The 20,602-nt window shown below is 63.9% G+C and carries 6 protein-coding genes; all 6 read right to left on the bottom strand.

The window, feature by feature from the left end; all coding sequences use genetic code 11:
- Window positions 1-30 precede the first annotated feature (30 nt).
- The 6 genes from ABAC402_RS29050 to ABAC402_RS29025 all read right to left on the bottom strand — a co-directional run bounded on the left by ABAC402_RS29050 (window position 31) and on the right by ABAC402_RS29025 (window position 20,421).
- Complete coding sequence (locus ABAC402_RS29050) at window positions 31-300, bottom strand: hypothetical protein (RefSeq protein ID WP_023449252.1); 270 nt, start codon at window positions 298-300, stop codon at window positions 31-33.
- Window positions 301-328: 28 nt separating this feature from the next.
- Window positions 329-2,047 carry a DNA repair protein RecN gene (recN, locus tag ABAC402_RS29045; protein ID WP_023449251.1) on the bottom strand — a complete coding sequence of 573 codons (1,719 nt, stop codon included), beginning with the start codon at window positions 2,045-2,047 and terminating at the stop codon, window positions 329-331.
- 92 nt (window positions 2,048-2,139) lie between these two features.
- On the bottom strand, window positions 2,140-3,027 hold the full coding sequence (locus tag ABAC402_RS29040) for an outer membrane protein assembly factor BamD (protein WP_023449250.1): 888 nt from the start codon (window positions 3,025-3,027) through the stop codon (window positions 2,140-2,142).
- 105 nt (window positions 3,028-3,132) lie between these two features.
- Window positions 3,133-4,026 carry a UDP-3-O-acyl-N-acetylglucosamine deacetylase gene (lpxC, locus tag ABAC402_RS29035; RefSeq protein ID WP_023449249.1) on the bottom strand — a complete coding sequence of 298 codons (894 nt, stop codon included), beginning with the start codon at window positions 4,024-4,026 and terminating at the stop codon, window positions 3,133-3,135.
- 621 nt (window positions 4,027-4,647) lie between these two features.
- Window positions 4,648-6,336 (bottom strand): cell division protein FtsZ, encoded by a 1,689-nt coding sequence (gene ftsZ / locus ABAC402_RS29030; protein WP_023449248.1) that lies wholly within the window; start codon window positions 6,334-6,336, stop codon window positions 4,648-4,650.
- A 534-nt stretch (window positions 6,337-6,870) separates the two neighbouring features.
- Window positions 6,871-20,421, bottom strand: coding sequence for an autotransporter outer membrane beta-barrel domain-containing protein (locus ABAC402_RS29025; RefSeq protein WP_155847359.1), 13,551 nt, complete (start codon window positions 20,419-20,421; stop codon window positions 6,871-6,873).
- Window positions 20,422-20,602 lie beyond the last annotated feature (181 nt).

Here is a 20,602-nt window from a genome sequence, read left to right as displayed (position 1 = left end):
AATCCTTATGCGCGGACAAGTCACAAACCGTCAGTACCGCCACGGTCCATTGTCGGGGTCGTTGGGTTCGTCCAGCGCCTTCTGTGTAAGGTGATAGCACAGCAGGATCAGGCAAAAGAAACCGGCCACCACCATACCGACCAGAGCCCAGAATTTGAGATCGGCGCGAAAGGCCAGGGTCTCGGCATAGGACATGCCGCGATCATTCAGCGTCCAGGCAACACAGCCGATCACTACAGCCGCCGTAATGCCGAAAAACTGCAGCAGGAAAAAGAACAGGTGACGGAGCAAAGACATCATAGCCGCACCTCCTTACCGACGAAGTCTATCACACTGTCTCAGCGGATTTAAGACGTACCGCTGCCGCTCTCGCTTCCGGCGTTATCGAGGCACCCGACAGCATCCGCGCCAGTTCTTCCAGCGCCTCATTAGCATCCAGACGCGCAACCTGCGACCGCATGCCATCGCCATGGACGTGCTTGCTGACTTTGAGATGCGAGTCGCCGCGCGCCGCCACCTGGGGGCTATGGGTGACGACGATCACCTGCGACCGCTCCGCCAGCCGCTTCAACCGCAACCCGACGGCATCCGCCACGGCACCGCCGACACCCTGATCGACCTCGTCGAAAATCATCACCGGTCCCGCGGTGTCTTCTCCGCCGCGTCCGGCCAGAGCCGCTTTCAAAGCCAGGGCAAAACGCGCCAGTTCCCCGCCCGAGGCGATGACCCCCAGGCCACCCCATTCGGCGCCAGGATTGGTCTTGACTTCAAACTCGACGACATCGCCGCCGGCGGCCGTAAACCGTTCCGGTTCCAGCGCCTTCAGCGCCACACGGAAGCGCGCCTTATCCAGCTTTAGCGGCGTCAATTCGGCCATTACAGCGTTTGACAGGGTCTCGCCGGCCGCCACGCGTCGCGCCCGCAACGCTTCGACAGCGGCATGGAACAGCGCCTCGGCCGCGGCAATCTGCTTGTCCAGCCGCGCCAGATGGGCATCGAGATCCTCGATCCCGCTCAGCGCCTTGGCGATGCGGACCCGTTCCGCTGGCAGATCATCGACCAGCACACCCAGCTTGCGCGCCATGGCGCGCAGCGCAAACAGCCGCTCCTCGACGCGATCGAGTTGACCAGGTTCCAGATCCAGGCTGTTGCCGGCCTGATCCATAAGCGCCAGGGCCTCATCGGCAGCAATCAGCGTGCGGTCCAATGCATCGGCCGCCGCCGTCAGACGCTGCAAGACCTCGTCCTCGCCAGTCGCACCGGCCTGCATGGCGCGGGTGCGGGCATGATCCAGCGCCCGGAAAGCCTTGGCAAGGCGTTGCGACAGCAGGTCACCGCCGACGGCATCGCGCGCTTCGGTGATATCTTCCAGTGCCCGTTCCGACGCGCCCAGCAAGGCGCGTTCTGACGCCAGTTGCCCTTCTTCTCCCGGCTGCGGATTCAGCCGTTCCAGTTCCTGCAGGCGCTGGGTCAGGATCTCCAATTCGGCCTTGTCGCCCAGGGCGCGCTTGACCAGATCGCGGTGTTCGTCCTTCAGCGCCTTCAGCGCTTTCCACGCTTCAGCCACCTGGGCCCGCTCGCCGTCACAGGCGCCATAGGCATCCAGCATGCCCAGGTGCGACCGCGCATCCAGCAGCCCCACCGTTTCGTGCTGACCATGAACTTCCAAAAGTGAGTCACCCAGCGCCTTGAGCACAGCGACGCTCACCGGTTGGTCGTTGACGAAGGCTTTCGAACGACCGTCACGGCCTACCACGCGGCGCAACAGCAGGGTCTCGCCGGGTTCCAGCGCCAACCCCTTGTCTTCAAGGAAATCATAGACCGGATGAACGGCCGGCAATTCGAATTCTGCCGTTACAGAAGCCTGCGATGCGCCAGAACGGATCAGGCCGGTATCGGCGCGCGCACCGGTCGCCAGTCCCAGACTGTCGAGCAGGATCGATTTTCCGGCGCCGGTTTCACCCGTCAGGACGCTAAGGCCCGGCTGGATATCAAGCTCCAGGCGGTCGACAAGCACGACGTCATTGATGGTCAGGCGGGTCAGCATGGGCGCAGTCCGTGATTCACTGTGCCCATTAGACCTCATTTTGTTCTCTTCGACAAGAACATTTCAGGAACCTTGCCTTAGCGGGCGGAAGATTAGCCGGCGTCCGGGCGCAAAAACCCGAACCAGCCCTTCTTGTTCGTCTTGGTGTCAGGCGTCTCGGGGCCCTTCTTGCCATTGGGATCAGGTGCGATAGCGGGACGGTCACCCTTCTCGGTCAGCAACTTATAGGCCGCAGCATACCAGCGATCGCCCGGATAGTTGTAACCCAGAACGGCGCCGTTACGCATGGCTTCCTCGTGCAGACCCATCACCTCGTTGGCCTCAACGAGGCGGTACAGGGCCTCCGGCGTGTGCGAGGTCGTCTGATAGGTGCTGGCCACCGTTTTAAATCGGCCGATCGCCGCCAGGGGCTGATTGTCGTCCATATAATAGCGGCCGATTTCCATTTCCTTGCCGGCCAGCTGGTCTTGCACCATGTCGATCTTGACGCGGGCATCCTTGGCATATTCGCTATTGGGATAGCGGCGAACGACCTCCGACAACAGAGTCTGGGCGTTGGTGGTCGAAGCCTGGTCGCGGCCGACATCTACGATCTGCTCGAACGAACAGATGGCCTTCATGTAATAGGCGTAGGGGGTCAGTTCGCTACCCGGATACAGATGGATGAACTGATCCGATGCCGCAGAGGCTTCGGCATACTTGCCCGCCTGGTAGTGGGCGAAGATGGTCATGACGATGGCACGGCGTGACCATTCCGAATAGGGGTGCTGACGCTGCACTTCTTCGAAATATTGCCCGGCCTCGTTCCACGACTTGTCGTCGAGGCGCTCCATGCCCGTGGCATAGAGCAGCTCGACCGGGCGTTCTTCGTACACCAGATGCTGCTGCTCGCGCTTGCTGGCGCACCCCGAAAGCGCCGTCAGGGCAACGCCTGCGGCCAGAACTAATGCCGAAGTCTTGATAAGCCGACCAGAGATCACGGAACACCCTCGAATAAGCGCCCGCCCCGGACGCAGTGATTAAGTATTTGAGGATATCTACACGATGGTCAGGGCGCCGCCAACCGGAATTAACCGATGGGCGAACTAGCCAACGTCGGCGAGGGCCGCGCCACGGGTGACGATGCGGTAGGCATCCGGACGAGACAGTAGTTCGCGAACAAGGGCATTATTAAGGCCGTGGCCGGCGCGGATTCCTTCAAACCTGCCAAGAATCGGCATGCCCAGCACATAAAGGTCGCCGATGGCATCCAGGGCCTTGTGGCGGGCAAATTCGTCGGCGAAGCGCAGACCGCCTTCGTTCATGATGGTGTCACCATCAATGACAATGGCATTGTCCAGCGATCCACCACGCGCCAGGCCGGCCTTGCGCAGCGCTTCGACACCCTGCAGGAAGCCGAAGGTGCGGGCCGAGGCCAGTTCTTCACGGAAGGATTGCTCAGTAACCACAAGGTCGACTTCCTGATGGCCGATCGGCGTACCCGGAAAATCGATCTCGAAACGGACCTCGAAACGATCACAGGGCAGAAGCACGGCCGACTTGTCACCGTCGACGACTTCAATCGGCTTCAGGATCTCGATGACCTGTTGCGGCAGGGCCTGGCGGCGGAAGCCGGCCTGGTCGAGCAGTTGCACGAATGGCAGGGCCGACCCGTCCATGATCGGCACTTCGGGACCATCGAGTTCGACAACCACATTGTCGATACTCATGGCCGCAAAGGCCGCCATGACGTGTTCGATGGTCGAGACGGAAACACCGGCCGAATTCGTAATGACGGTGCCAAGATTGGTCTTGGTGACATTGTGGGCCACGGCCGGGACGCGATTGTCGATGCCGTCGATGTCGGAACGCACGAAGACGACGCCGGTGCCGGTTATCGCAGGACGCACCACCATACGCACAGGAACGCCCGTGTGCAGGCCCATGCCGGCGATGATCGCCGCGTGAGCCAAAGTCTGTTCGTTCTGATCAGGCAACATGACGCTTAACCTACACTCTTCAGATGAAGAAACCGCTGTTTACCGCCCCAGCCAGACATAAAAAATGCGGGCGCTGCGCCCGCATCAGATATCTCATTTTCAACGTCCGTTCACAAACGAACTTCTATTTCGCTTTGTAACCACGTCCTTAACGCGGTTTTTCACCAATCCACGATGACCTTGACTCATCGTGGATTGGCAAGGGCGCCAAAGTACGCTTCTTGGCCGCCCGAGCTTACGCAAGGAGCCATGGGGGGCGCCTAGTCCGGCGCTTGAGCTGAAAAAAAGCGAATACCAAGCGTCATTCTTTATGAGGCTTGGTATTTGAGCGCAATCCGATATAGCGTGAGGCACTTTTCGGAAAAATTGCGCGACAAAAACGAAAACCTAAAGCGCAATCCGATAAAGTGGACGCCACTTTTCGGATAAATTGCGCGACAAAAACGAAAACTCAGAGCGAGGTTTCTGGTCTATCATAACGCATCCCGCTCTAATCGCCCCAACACCCGGCCCAAAAAGAAAAATCCAGGCCTGTCGACCTGGATTTCCACGCTTCTTAGAATTTGCTTTCAGCGCCCTAAAACGTACAGGGGATCAACCGCGACACCGCGCACGGTGTCATCAGTTAGCGAGGCGCCTTAAGAAAGAAGGTATTTCGAGATCGTCCTCCGCTTCCATGGAGGGCTGCTCGACAGGGCGTGTAGCCGGGTTGAGGTTCGACTTCTGCGGCGCCGGAACATAACGATCCTGAGCCGCTTCTTCGACCGGCTCGACGTGGCCTGCCAAAGAACCACCCTGAGGTCCGCCCTGATGTCCGCCCTGGGGACCGGCAGCGCCACGCTGCGGGAACAGCCCGCGCCAGAAGGATTCGCGTCCCTCGTCTTCGGTCTGTAAACGCGGTGCCGGTTGCGTTGCCGGACGGGCGGTAACCTGCGGCGCAGGCGCTGCCGAAGGGGTTTCCAGGCGGGCGTTTGTGTAAGGATTGGGACGCGAAATCGCCGGACGCGCCACTGGCGCCTCAATCATAGGCTCAGGCTTTACGTCGGACTGGGCGTGGGCAAAAAAGGCGTCCTCGTCGACTGGGGAATCGACACTGCGGCTGACGACCGGCTCGGTTGCCGGCGAAGCCTTAGCCGAATGGCGCTCTTCAAACAGGCTGGAACGGGCCACCGCGCCGGACGATGTCAAGCTGGACGTGGCAGCCGGCTGGCGTGCCTCGGCGGCGATCGGGTTGGCTTGCGGAGCCGGCAGCGGCTGGCTTTCCTGGCGCGCCGCGTACCCCATACCGAACGTCGGCGGCTGAACCTGCGCCCTGACCGGGGAGGCAAGCGGGGTCTGCAGAGCGACGCCGTCCATGCCGGTGGCGACCACCGACACGCGCAACTTGCCTTCCAGACTGGGATCGAAAGCAGCACCGAAGATGATATTGGCATCCGGATCGACTTCCGAAGAAATGGCATTGGCCGCTTCGTCGACCTCGTGCAGGGTCATGTCCAGCCCGCCGGTCACGTTGACCAGTACAGCCTTGGCACCCTTCAAAGAGGTTTCGTCCAGCAGCGGGTTCTGGATGGCATTCTGTGCCGCCAGCAGGGCGCGGTCTTCGCCGGCGGCTTCTCCGGTGCCCATCATGGCCTTGCCCATATCGGACATGACCGAGCGGACGTCGGCGAAGTCGAGGTTGATCAGGCCCGGCAGCACCATCAGGTCGGTGATGGAGCGCACGCCGGCGTGCAGCACCTGGTCGGCCATGCCGAAGGCTTCTGCGAAGGTGGTGCGTTCGTTGGCAATCCGGAACAGGTTCTGGTTCGGAATAACGATCAGCGTGTCGACATAACGCTGCAACTCGGCGATGCCGGCATCGGCCAGACGCATGCGGTGGCGGCCTTCGAAGGTGAAAGGCTTGGTGACCACGCCAACCGTTAGTATGCCGCGTTCACGCGCACACTTGGCGATGATCGGTGCTGCACCGGTACCGGTACCGCCGCCCATGCCGGCGGTGATGAACACCATGTGCGCGCCGTCCAGATGCTCGTTGATCTGGTCGGACGATTCCTCGGCGGCAGTCATGCCGACCTCGGGATGCGCGCCGGCGCCAAGACCCATGGTGATGCCGACGCCCAGCTGAATGCGGGCATCGGTACGGGAAAACTGGAGTTGCTGAGCGTCGGTATTGGCGACGACGAACTCGACGCCCTCCAGGCCGGCCTCGATCATATTGTTGACGGCGTTGCCGCCGGCGCCACCAACGCCGAAGACCACGATACGCGGCTTGAGTTCCGTGGCGCGCGGTGCGGAAAGAGAAATAGCCATGGGCTCGGACCAACCTTTCACAAAATTCCCCTTTCAGAGGCATGTCAAGCGGGGCGCTTCGCTGTCTCCTGCGGGTTCCAAACAGGAGACTACGAACATGCTTAACGAATTCTTACCCGATACCTTGAGTCGGGTAAATTTGAAGTGCTCACGGTAATAAATTTTAAGAGAGATTACCGAAACGTGGACGTTCTAGGCGTCAATCGCGTCCGAAATGAGTCAGCCAAGTTGTGCAATTCCCGTGATAGCTGAAATCGCGTTAACGCAACCTGAATTACGGCCGCACCCTGCATATCTGCACCGCTTCCGACCAACTGTGAGATATCCCACATGGCAGCGACAACTCATTGCGCCCAAGAAGGGCGGCGAACAACACCCGCCCGCGATGATCGTGGCTCATCGCGGGCTGGCAAGCGCGCCAGCGTGCATTTCTGGCCCCCCCGAGCTTATGCGAAGCGCCATCGGGGCCGCCCGTGCAGTGGCGCTTGCCAACCCGCATGTGCCAAGAATTTCGTGGGTTGGTATAACAATGCGTCAGAACTTGTAGCGCACACTCATGTTGAAGTTCTGGTTGCTGTTTAGCTTGCCAACCTCGTTAACGAAAGACAGCCGAAGCGAGAATTTATCGTCCTTGCCGACATACTGTGCATCGGCGCCGTAGCGCACATTGTACTCATCGAACGCAGTGCTGATTTGCGCCGGATTCGAAGCCGTATTGGCCCCGACCAGACGGAACGGCATCTTCAGCCTGTCGGTCGATTGTTTCAGGGCGCCGATATTGAACGATATAACCGAATGGCTGTCGGCCCTCTGGTCCATGACCAGCCCGAAGGTCACTTCAGGATTAAGCGTCATGAAAACCTGAGTACTGGACGCCCCCGAAGCACCGAGCCCGTCGAGCCCCGTTTCCCGGAAGTCGTACTGGTGCAGCGCAGTCACCGACAGGCTGACGGCTGGCTGGATGAAATAGGCATCCCGGGCCCAGGTACCGCCGAAGCTGCCCCGTGCCATCAGGTAGCCGCTGGACGGTTTCGACTGCCCGACCCCCGGCGTAAAGACAGTGACACGGCGTTCAGTCTCGAGCGACTGGTATCCACCCGACAGAGATAGACCCAGGACCTTGCCACCGGTGTACCTGCGCTTGAAGCCCAGGCCCATCTTCAAGCTGTTACCCTTGCTCCATGCCTTGTCGGCGCGGACGTAGAGGGCGTCGATACTGTCATAACCGACGGCAGTTGCCACCGACCAGTGCTCGTTGAGTCGGTCCTCACGGCCCGCCTGGAAGCTGGCCATGGCATTGTCGAAGCCATAGCTCTCGTTGTCGGCCTTGCGCTTTGCAGAGGTGGAGGCTGCATGCCCCCAGATGCAACTGTCGGCAGGGGAAACAGCACCCTGGTCGCACTTCATCATCTGGCCAGCGAACTGCCGTCCGGCGGTCGTTTGCACGAACAACGGTGCCATGAAGGGTTCCGGGTTCAGTTGGTCGAATATCGCCTTGTAGCGATCCTCTTCACCGGCCTGAAGATTGCCGATCAGCGCCATCAAGCGGCCGATACCGCCTGAATCGCCAGCTGAGATCGCCGAATCCATATGGTGACCGATTTCGCGTTCGTTTCGGTTGAGGAACGGCTGGCCGAAGTTCGACGTAAAGGCCAGGCTAACGCCCGAGGTATCGGCGATAATGCGGTAGTCCAGAGCCAGGGTGTCGGTGATATTCAGGCCGTTGTCCGCCCCGTCGCCGCCAGTGGCGAACAGGGTGGCAGGCGCAGCATTCTCGAGCCAGGTCAGGATCACATCACCCGTCCCGGCCACCGTTGCATTGCCTGTTACATTGACTTTGTCGTAGGCATAGGGACCAAAGGCGACATCAAAGGCCAAATGGCCCGTCGCCGTCTGGACGAAATTGCCGTCCAGCTCGACCTGATTGACGACGCGTGAGCCCAGCATGAGGTTGGTAAGCGGATTGCCAACGGCGTCGAGATTGTCGAAGACGCCAGAGTTGGCGAGGTCGATCGGCACGCGCGGTGCCGACAGGCCCATCAGGAAGTCGCCGGAATTGCTGAAGGTGCTGGACGACGGAACCGGCCCCGCTCCGTCATGCAGGTCGATGGTCGTGTAGGCGACAAAACTCGAACCGGCGCGATTGCTGAAACTGTTGGCGCCGCTGCCGAGGTCGATATTGCCGATCACCACGCCGTCATTGAATACTCTGTCATCGCCGGTCGTGGCGTTGATAGCCAGGCCGGAAACGGCCGAGATCGATCCCTTTGAGGTGACCGTATTGACCGCGCCGCCGTCCAGTGAAATGCCGATGGCATTGCCGCGAACCAGGCTGGTGGCGTCGATGGTGATGTTGCCGCCACCCAGGCTACCCAGACTTTGCGCGAAGATCGCCGTGGCGCCCGCACCCGAGGTGACGACATTGCCGTCAACGTTTAGGCCAATCGCACCGCCCTGACCGGAACCGCCGGCCGTGCCGGCAAACAGGCCGTCGACCCATCCGCCGCCGCCGCCCAGGCTTTGCGCGGCCACACCGTAGGCGCCGATGCCCGACGTTATGACCGAGCCGACCTGCTTGAAGTCGATCGAGCCACCGTTGCCGATATTGGCGCTGTTTAACACCACGCTTGAACCGTCACCAACGCCGAAGACACCCCCGCCCCCCCCGCCGATCGACTGCAGGAAGATGCCATGCGCGCCGGCGCCTGTCGTCTCGACATTGCCGGCATTACCGAGCTTGACCAAGCCGCCAGTGCCCGAAGCACCGCCACTGCCGCCAAGGGTCAGCTGGAGGGTATCAACGCCACTCAACCGCAGCTCTCCGCCGCCCGCCCCGATCGACTGGGCAAAGATGCCAAGGGCGTGGGCACCCGAGGTGCTGACGCCGCCGCTGAAGCTCGTATCAATATCACCGCCGTCCAGCATGGTACCGCCTGTGGCGCCAAACGTGACGGTCGAGGTCACCGGGACCGGTGCGGCGTTCAATCCGCCACGATTGCTTGCGATCGGTGTGCTACCCGCCAGCCTGGCCGAAAGCGACGCCGGAACCACTGCCGGATGCACGACCACGCTGGCCGAGCCGCCACCGCCGCCAATGCTTTGCAGGATGACGCCGGTCGACAGATCGCCGGTTGTCACGACACTGCCGGTCTGGCGACGCAGGATGTCGCCCCCGGCTTCATGTGAGCCCGACTGGCTGCCGAAGGCCAGGTTGATCGGCCCGACCAGGGCGCCGGCTTCGGTCGTGATGTCAACAAGGGCGTGACCGCCGCCACCGCCGATGGTCTGCGACAGGACGCCGGCCGAATTGCGGCCCGTGGTGATCAAAGCGCCATCGTGGGTATTGTCGATATCGGCACCGGAATTGTTGACGCCGTTGCTGCCGCCCAGGTTAACCGAGTAGGAAATGGCCGCTGCCCCGATATTGTCACCCATCGACGCTGCATCCACCTGGCGGGTCTTGATACGCACGGTGCCACCACCACCACCGACCGACTGGTCGAAGCTGGCCACGCCGTTGTCGCCGCCGACACCCAGCGTGCCCTTGGAGATGATCTTGACCTTGCCGGCATTCATATCCGTCAGGTCGCTGCCCCCCAGTCGCGCCGCGATCTTGGGATCTTCGACGACGTCTTCATCCTTGATGTCGAAAACGTCCTTGAACAGGCTCACGACGGACGAGCCGGGCAGGCCCGCCACGCCATCAATGCTGAAGTCCAGCCTGCCGCCGCCGCCATTTATACTTTCGGCGACAATGGCCTGGGCGCCTTCACCGGTTACGGTGATATTGCCGGTCTGATTGACCGTGACATTACCGCCGGCGCCGCCCTTGCCGCCCCCGGTGGCACCGACCGCCAATGCGATCAGATTGGACGCGACAACGTTGGCAAGGTTATCGGTCGCCGTGAGTCCGACGCCGGCGTTTCCGCCTCCCCCTCCGATACTCTGCGCCACAATGCCGTGGCCGCCGGCACCAGTCGTCTGGATGATTCCGGAGTTGGTAACCGTAACGTCGCCTCCATAGCCGCCGTCACCACCAATCCCGCCGATGGCGAGGACCGGAGTCTTGGACTTTTGGCCAATGGACGCCGCCGCCGCGATGACGAGGCCACCATTACCGCCGCCACCGCCTGTCGACTGGGCCAGTATCCCGTAAGCGCCCTTGCCGTCCGTGAAGATGCCGCCGGAATTGTCGACCAACACCGTGCCGGAATGGTTACCCTTGCCGCCCTTGCCGCCGAAATGCAGGCCAACCGATATCGAATCGGCCGAGCCGCGCAACCCGGTCATCGAGACGATCGAAGACCCATTGCCGCCGCCGCCGCCCAGGCTTTGGGCAAAAATCCCGTGCGCCGAGTCACCCTCGGTCCAGATGGTCCCGGAGCCAGTCGCCGCAGTCTTGACGTTTGCAACCTTGACGTTGCCGCCGGTGCCGCCCTTACCGCCGTTACCGCCGAAATTCATGGTCAGGGCCTGGGTCTGGCCCCCACCACTGTTGGAGGCCAAAAGTGTATGCAGAATAACGCCGGCATTGCCGCCGCCACCTCCGGTGCTGGTCGCGCGGATACCCTCCGCGGCGAAGCCCTTGGTGACGATGCTGCCTTCGTTTCGAACCTCGACCAGACCGGCTTCGGCGCCTTCTCCGCCCGTGCCGCCGACATTGATATCGATCGACTGCTTACTACCGCCACCGGTCGTCAATGTACCCTGTGCGACAGCACCGCCGTCGCCGCCGCCGCCGCCGATGCTCTCAGCCCGGATACCGAAGGATTGCAGGCCGTCGGTCTGGATGGCGCCGCTATTGGTCACCTTGACACCATAGCCGACCGCACCCTCGCCGCCACTCCCGCCGACATTGAGGTTGAAGGTCCGCGTCGTCTTCTCCGCCTTTACGCTCTCGATATTGGCCTGCAAATAGTCGCCGCCGGCTCCGCCAGAACCACCGATCGACTGGGCCCAGATCCCGCTGGAACGGTCGTTCTGGGTCCAAAGGGTCGCCGAATTGATCACGGTGACCTGGTCGGAATGCGAGCCCTTACCGCCGCCGCCGCCGATATTGATATTGGCGGAGGTGGTATCCTCTTCCGCGTCAGTGCTCAGTGTAAACTTGTCACCAACCGTGCCGCCCATGCCACCGCCGCCGCCCAGGCTCTGGGCGAAGATGGCGTGTGCCCGATCACCCGCTGTATGGATCAGCCCCTTTGTCGTGACAGTGACAGTGCCCCCGATAGCCGACTCGCCGCCATCGAGACCGATAGCCAGATTGCCGCCATAGCTGCCGGACTTGCCCTCGAAATCCCCACCGACAGAGGTTGTTCCGCTGTCACCGCCGCCGCCGCCGATGCTCTGGGCCAGAATACCGATCGACTCATCGCCCTCGGTGACAATCGAGCCGTCGGAACCAACCGTCACTGCACCGCTGGTCGCCCCCTTGCCGCCGGCGCGTCCGATATTCACGGCGAGACTTGAGCCATCGGCCTGGCTCGTCGCAAAATCGAGGATGGGATCAAGAATCTTGTTGATGCTGCTGGCTGAACCGCCGCCACCGCCAATGCTTTGCGCCTTGATGCCGACCGAGGAATCGCCCTGGGTCGTTATCTGGCCGACATGATCGACCGTAACCGCAGCGCCACTTCCGCCTGAGCCATTGGCGCCGCCGACACCGATATTGACGCCCTTGGTCTTGCCGCCCAAGGCGCCCGCGCCAAGATTGGCATGAGAATCACCGCCGCCGCCGCCGATGCTCTGCGCGATCAGGCCATGGCTGTAACGACCGTCAGTCGCTATGCTGCCATTATGGCGGACGACAACAACGTCACCATTGCCGGCATCGGCGCCGGAACCACCGACTGAAATGATGGCCGCCTTGTAGGTCTTGCCATCGTTCGGATTGGATTCCTTGTTGTAGGCGAAGTTGAAATTCATTCCCGCGATGCCGCCACCGCCGCCCACACTCTGCGCGATAAGGCCGGTACTGTAGTCGCCGGTCGTCTGGATGGCTGAGGCATTGACCGTCTCGGTCGCCGCAACGGTTTCGTAACCGCGGTTCACCCTGACCATACCGCCATTGCCGCCAGCGCCGCCATTGCCGCCCATGCCGAATTGCAGGGTGTTGCCGGCGTTGCGCGCCACGGTCGCCGTAATGTTCATGCCACCGACGCCGCCGCCGCCGCCAACCGACTGGGCCAATATGCCACCGGCATTAAAGACCACGGTCAGTTCGTCGTCGGAATTGTCCTCAGTCGACGTGCTGTCGGGCCCGGTGACGGTGATCGCGCCAACGCTGTTCAGCTTGACATCACCGGCATCCGCACCGCCGCCAGCCGTTCCGCCAACGCCCGCCACAATGCGGTTTGTCGACTTGCCCGCGCTGGCATTGGCGATATTGGCCGAGACATTCAGTCCACCATCGCCACCGCCGCCAGCCACGCTTTGGGCCACGATGCCGAAAGCGTTTTTGCCCGTAACAATGACCAGGCCCTTCTGTTTGACATCAACGTCCCCGCTGATATTGCCCGCGCCGCCGAAACCGCCCAGACCAAAGGTAATCGAAGTGTCGTCCTTGCTGTTGATATTGACAGTACCCGAAACATTGATGCCGCCGGCACCGCCGCCGCCGCCCAGGGACTGGGCAAACAGGCCGCGGGCACCGTCTCCGGTCGCCTGGATATCGGCATCGACGTCGGCCGTGACCTTTTTCGCCAGGCCGCCGTCGCCGCCGAAGCCGCCCATGCCAAAGGCCAGGGCGCTGTTGCTGGCGATACCGCCCGAGACGTTCAGGCCGCCGAGGCCGCCACCGCCGCCCAGCGACTGCGCGATGATCGCCGCGCGGTTGTCACCATCGACGATGACCTGTACGCGATCCGAAGCCGGCGCCCTAACCGTCAGATCGACCGTGCCGCCGTTACCGCCGCCGCCGCCGAAGCCACCAATGCCGATCGCTGCCGCCTTGCCGGAAGAGGCCGATTTTGTGAGGCTGACGCCGCCCGAGACGTTCAGGCCTCCGTTGCCACCACCGCCGCCCACGCTTTGCGCCACAAGGGCGCCACTGAACAGGTTGGGGGTGTCTGAGCCGCCCGCCCCGGCGCCCATGCCGGTTGCCCGGACATTGCCGATGACGGTCGCTGTCACGGCGTCGGCATGACTGGCCTTGCCGCCGAAACCGCCGATGCCGATATTGATTGCGGCATTGTCGGCCGAAGATGCCACAAGACCACCTGTGACGTTGATGGCGCCATTGCCGCCGCCGCCCGCCAGGCTCTGGACGATGATGGCTTCGGAATCCTTGCCCGTCGTCAGGGTATCGCCGGTGCGTTTCAGCCAGGCCGTGCCCGATGCACCGCCGTCGCCGCCGAACCCGCCGATACCAACCGAGGCCTGGCCTGACTTGCCCTTGGCCGAAAGGCTGAGTTGCCCGGTGACGTTCAGACCGCCATTGCCGCCGGAGCCGCCGACGCTCTGGACGACCACACCGTCAGAATTGACGCCATGGGTCTCATATTTACCAGAGATATCGCCATGGACATTGCCCCCGGTGCCGCCCGAAAGACCGAAGCCGCCAATGCCGACGCCAATGGACCCATTGTCACCCGAGGTCAGTGTGGCCGAAGCCGTGACATTGAAGCCGCCATTGCCGCCACTACCGCCCATACTTTGCAACGTGGCGCCGTAGGCTTCATTGCCGCGCGTATAGACGTCGCCGCTCAGCGTGCCATGGACGCTGCTGGCATTACCGCCGCCACCGCCAAAGCCACCCAGGCCGACACCGATATTGCCGCCCTTGCCGGCCGACGCCGTCAGACTGCCCGTCACATTGAATCCGCCCTGGCCGCCACCGCCGCCAACGCTTTGCATCAATATGCCGTGAGACGTGTCGCCCATCGTCGTGACATTGCCGATGACCGAGGCATTGACCAGGCTGGCGTGGCTCGCCTTGCCGCCAAAACCACCGACACCGACGCCGATATTGCCCGAGCCACCGCTGTCGCCCGCCGTAAGGGCGACCGCGCCGGTAACATTGAAGCCGCCATTGCCACCGCCGCCGGCCAGACTTTGATAGGTGACGCCGCCCGAATTGGCACCGGCCGTATAGACGTTGCCGGACACCTTGCCAGTGACCGCGCCGCTTGCGCCGCCGTCACCGCCCATGCCGCCGACGCCGACCAGCACATTGCCTGCGCCCTTGGTTGAAGCGGCCAGGCCGCCTGAGACATTGAATCCGCCGTTGCCGCCGCCGCCGCCGACACTCTGGATCAGAACGCCCGTTGCGTCACGGGCCCCGAGCGTCGTGACATCACCCGTGACATTGCCCTCGACCGCGCTGGCATAGCCGCCCTTACCGCCTGATCCGCCAACCCCAACGCCGACATTGCCGGCACCGGTCTTGGCCAGGGTAATTCCGGCAACGACCGTGAAGCCACCGTTGCCGCCGCCGCCGCCGATGCTTTGCGCCAGGACGCCGCGGCCGCCGGCCGCGTGCGTCTGCACGGCGACCGTCTTACCTGAAGCCGCTGCGCCTCCGGTCACGTTCAGCGTCACCTTGCCGGTCGAATTGCCGCCATCGCCGCCCGAACCGCCAACCGACACACCGACGGTGCCCGCTCCTGTTCCACCCGCTGCAATACTGCCGGTAACGGCGAAGCCCCCGTTGCCGCCGCCGCCGCCAACGCTTTGGGCGATGATGCCGTCACTGTCCTTGCCAAGCGTCTCGGTAATTCCCGTGACCGTCAGGTCGACCTGGCCGGCATTGCCCCCGCCCATGCCCGAACCACCGATCCCGACACCAACCGCTCCGCCGCCGGTTCCACCGCCGCCGATACTGCCCGCGATCGCAAATCCACCATTGCCGCCGCCGCCGCCGAGACTCTGGGCCACGATGGCGTCGGACTCAGTCCCGGCCGTATAGACATTGCCCATCACGCTCGCGCCGACGCGCTTGCCTTCACCGCCGCCCGCGCCGGATCCACCGATGCCAACGCTGATTGCGCCGCCGCCGGTGCCGCCGGCGCCAATTCCGGCGCCGATCGAGAATCCGCCGTTGCCGCCACCGCCCCCGACGCTTTGCGCCAGGAACCCGCCCGATTGGTCCTTGGTGGTCGTGATTGCAACCGCCGAGGCATCGACCTCGCCGCCGTCCCCGGCCTTGCCACCGCTGCCGCCCAGCCCGACTGAGATCGCGCCGCCGCCCGTGCCGCCACCGCCGATGCCGCCGGCGACCGAAAAGGCGCCATTGCCGCCGCCGCCGCCCATGGACTGGACAATGACGCCCGCCGAGCCAACACCTTGCGTCGAGACCAGGCCTGAAACGCGCCCTTCGACATAGCCGGCATTGCCGCCTTCGCTGCCCGATCCACCGATCGAGACCGAAATGCCGCCGCCCCCCGTTCCGCCGGCACCAATACTGCCGGCAATCGAGAAGCCACCATTACCGCCGCCGCCGCCCACGCTTTGCGCCAGGAAACCGCTGGAATTCTCGCCCTTGGTCCCGATACTCTGCGCGAAGCCGTGAACTTCGCCGGCCTGGCCAGCGCCGCCGCCCGAACCGCCCAGGCCGACCGAAATCGCCCCGCCGCCCGTACCGCCCGCGCCAATGCCGCCCGCCACGCTGAAACCACCGTTACCACCGCCGCCGCCCAGGCTCTGCACGGTCACGCCGGTCGAACTTTCGCCCTCGGTCAGGACCAGTCCCGTAACCGTCCCGGTGACCTTACCGCCAGTGCCGCCACCGGCGCCGGCGCCGCCCACCGACACCGAAATGGCGCCTCCACCCGTTCCGCCGCCGCCAATTCCAGCACCGATCGAGAAGCCGCCGTTGCCGCCGCCGCCGCCGACACTCTGCGCCAGGAAGCCGCCCGAGCGGTCTCCCTTGGTCGTGATCCCCGCCGCCGAGGCATCGACAGTACCACCATGTCCCGCGGTGCCGCCCGATCCGCCGACCCCGACATTGATCGCGACACCGGCGGTACCGCCCCCGCCGATCCCGCCCGCCACGGTAAAGCCGCCATTGCCGCCGCCGCCGCCCAGGCTCTGGACGACGACGCCGGTCGAATTCTCGCCCTCGGTGATAACCTGGCCGCTGACCCGGCCCTCCGTCCAGCCGGCGCTGCCGCCGGAACCGCCCGAACCGCCCACCGACACGGACACCGCCCCGCCCACCGTTCCTCCGGCACCGATACTGCCGGCAATTGAGAAGCCACCATTGCCACCGCCGCCACCGACGCTTTGCGCCAGGAAGCCGGTGGACTGAGCCTTGAGCGTATGAATACTGGTCGCGAAGCCATGGACCTCGCCGCCGCCGCCGCCGCCGCCGCCCGTGCCGCCAAGGCCGACCGAAATTGCGCCGCCGCCTATGCCGCCGCCCCCCAGGGAACCGGAGACATTAAAGCCGCCATTGCCGCCGCCGCCGCCCAGGCTCTGCACCGTCACGCCTGCCGAGCGAAAGCCTCTGGTCGTTACCGCGCCGCGTGCATCGCCAAAGGCGTAACCACCGGTGCTGCCTGTACCAGCGCTGCCACCTATGCCAACCGACACGGCACCACCAGCGCCACCGCCAGCGCCGATCGTCCCCGATATATTGTAGCCGCCGTTACCACCGCCGCCGCCAACGCTCTGGACCAGCAGGCCGCCGGAATCGTCGCCCCAGGTATCGATCGTACTGAGAGTCCGCCCCTCGGCGCGACCGCCAATGCCGCCGCCCTTGCCAGTGCCGCCCAGGCCTATGGCGACCGCGCCGCCCGTGCCGCCCGCAGCGCCGAGCGCACCGGATATGTTAAAGCCGCCATTGCCGCCGCCGCCGCCGACACTCTGCACGATGACGCCCGTCGAACGGTCGCCCACCGTCTGGACCTCGCCACCAATGGTCCCCAGCGCCGTGCCGCCAGCGCCGCCCGTATCCCCGCTACCGCCGATCCCCAGGCTGCCGCCGCCGCCAGCACCGCCACTCAGGCCGACCGCGCCCGAGATGTTATAGCCGCCGGAACCGCCGCCGCCGCCAACCGACTGGATCAACGCCCCTGCCGCGTCGTCGCCCAGGGTCGTGATGCTGCCATTGAAGTCGACATCACTCAGGCCGCCATCGCCGCCCATGCCGCCCGATCCACCGATGCCGCCGGCCAGGGCCAGGGCCCCACCGCCCGCCGCGGCCACAGAGGCCGAGATGCTGAAACCACCCTTGCCACCGCCGCCGCCGACGCTTTGCGCCAGAAGGCCTGTCGAAAACTCACCGTTGTTACGCACCTCGGTGGTTGCGACACCGTCCTTCATGACAAAGGCGCCACCGATTTCACCGGTCTGGATCGAACCACCCGAGCGCACGATGACGTTACCGCCAGCGCCACCGTTGCCGCCAGCGCCGCCGACCGCCGCTGACAGCGACACCGCAACGCCCGGACTGGCCGCGATTGCCGTCGAAATGGCATAGCCGCCCGAACCGCCACCACCACCGACCGACTGGATATACATGCCTTCGGAATTATCGCCCGAGGTCAATATCTTGAGATCGTCCTTGTTGGTACCGTAGCAGGTGCTGGCCGTGAAACAGCCCACGACATCGCCGACATGGACCAGCCCCCCGGCGCCACCGCTATTTCCCTTGCCACCGATGGCGAGACTGACTGCGCCGCCGAAGCCGACCGACATCTGCGCCGCCAGGCCGCCGGAACCACCGCCGCCGCCGACACTCTGCGCGAAGATACCGCGCGACCGGTCGCCGATGGTGGTAATCTCGCCCGTCGCTGTCCGGTTCCTGAAGGTCAGGTCGACCTGCCCCCCCTTGCCGCCGGCATTGCCATCCCCCCCCAGTGAGACGCCCGCAAAGGCGCTGACCGAATAGCTGGCGCCGCCATTACCGCCGCCGCCGCCGACCGACTGAGCGAAGATACCGTGGGAATCCTCTCCCGACGTCGTAATACTGCCAATATGATTGACCGTAACGACGCCGCCATCGCCGCCGGCGCTGCCCTTGCCGCCGATGACCAGGAAGACACCGCCCGACGTGCCACCGTCGCCGCCACCGCCGCCAATCGACTGCGCCTGAAGGCCGGTCGCCTGGTTTCCTTCGGTGACAATCGATCCGGCATTGCCAACGGTCACGTGGCCGCCCGTGCTGCCGGGTCCCGCCTCGCCACCGATCGAGACCAGCCCGCCGGCGTCGCCGCCGGAACCGCCACCACCGCCGACCGACTGGGCGAAGATGCCCCGGGCATATCTGCCTTTGGTCCAGACCAGGCCGGCATTGTCGATCCCGACCACACCGCCGATACCGCCGCCGGCGCCTTTGCCGCCCAGCGAGACCAGGCCACCCGTGCTACCGCCCGAACCGCCACCGCCGCCAACCGACTGGGCAAAGATACCGTCACTGCCGGCCTTGGTTGTCACAACCGAGCCGGTCGTCCCCACGCTGACCGATACATCACCACCCGGACCGCCGACATCACCCTTGCCGCCCAGTGCGAAGATACCGCCAGAACCGGCCGCCGAACCGCCGCCACCGCCGACCGACTGCGCGAAGATGCCCCGCGAATCCAGGCCATCGGTGGTGAGTGCTCCGCCTGAGGTTACGGTCACGGTGCTGGCCCGGCCACCCTTCTTGCCGCCGCCGCCCAGGGTCACCAGTCCGGCACTGACGCCGGCATCGCCGCCACCGCCGCCGACCGACTGGGCAAAGACGCTGTGTGAATTTTCTCCGGTCGTCGAAACCGTGGCGCCGCTCTCGATACTGATCGTGGCCGTGCCGCCGTCACCGCCGGCCCCGCCGTCCGAACCCAGGGTAGCCAGTCCGACGCTGAGGCCGCCAGAACCACCGCCGCCGCCAACCGACTGGGCAAACAAGCCGTAGGCGCGCTTGCCGGTCGTCAGCACCGAAGAGCCGGTCTTGGCTGTGATGCTGGCCGCGGCACCATTGCCACCGGCGGATCCGGTATTGCCGAAGGTCACGATGCCGCCGGCATCGCCGGCATTACCGCCCGATCCCCCGATCGACTGGGCAAATACACCATGGGCGTAGTCTCCGCCCGTCTGGACCTTGCCAGCGTTGGTGACAGACACGGTATTGCCATTGCCTCCGGTGCTGCCACCACCACCTTCGCCGATTATGCCATAACTGCCGCCACCATCGCCTGACGCGCCGCCGAGGCTCTGTGCCATGATTCCGATGGCGTTCTTGCCTGTCGTAATGATCTTGCCCGAGTTGGTGACGTCAACCGTGCCAGCCTGGGCTGCTGCGCCGCCGCCGCCGCCGGTGCTGGCTATGTATCCTGTACCGCCCTTGCCCCCTTGTCCTGCTCGGCTTTGCGCAAAGATACCGTAGGCCCCTTCGCCACCGGTCGTAACTTCGACCGATGTATTCAGCTTGACCGTGCCGCCGACCCCTGCCGTGCCGCCACGCGCCGCGTCAATGTTACCATAAGCATCGCCGCCCTGGCCACCATTGCCCCCCACACTCGACACAGCGATCCCAGGCAGCGATCTCGAGATGGTCTGGATATTGCCCCAGCCCGCGTCAATCGTGCGGTCGACATCTGGCCCCTTGCCGCCGTTTCCGCCGGCGCTCGGGTTGTAAGCTATTTCTATGCAGCCCAGAATCCCAAAACAGATCCGTACGCCCCCACCGTCATGACCATCGGAACCGTTCCCGCCGGCACCACCGGCGACATAGATGTTCGTGTCGCCGACAGCAGGGAGAAACGAAAGAGGAACGGAACCCGAACCGTCACCGCCCGTGCCGAAACTGGGAACGCCCTCGATATCCTTCGATTTGTCAATAACCCGGTCAATGAGCGACTCGACGCCCTTGTCGTCCTTGGCCTTGACCTGAATAACGCGTCCATCGGCATTCTTGATGACGTCCGTAACCGTATAAAAGACCGGCCCCGCAGGCGTCTTGACGGTGATAACGTCGTCCTTGGCCGATGCCAGAAGGATAATATTGCCCTTGTCGGTCCGCACGGTCGAGGGCGTAATGACCTCAACGACTTTTTCATCCGCCCCGGAGACCGGGTTGACGACATTCTGCCCAACGGATATCGGCGGTGGTGGAGGAAGGGCAGCGAACACAACTGAGGGCAGCCCGCTTCCCAGTGTCGCCATGGCCAAGCCAATAGTCAGCCAGGACGATGAGCCGAACAGGCGCCGGGCGCGTGGATTAGAAACGGGACGACAGCCAACACTCGACTTTGACAGACCATCTGATTTGCGCATTTCGTGCCCCGAATTATGAATAGAGTTGATTTTCTTAACGATTGTTAACCAACTTGGGAGCAGTTTTGGC

The sequence above is a fragment of the Asticcacaulis sp. AC402 genome (assembly GCF_000495835.1).
Taxonomy (GTDB): domain Bacteria; phylum Pseudomonadota; class Alphaproteobacteria; order Caulobacterales; family Caulobacteraceae; genus Asticcacaulis.
The sequence above is the reverse complement of the archived record's forward strand: the minus strand, read 5'-3'. Positions and strand labels throughout refer to the sequence as shown.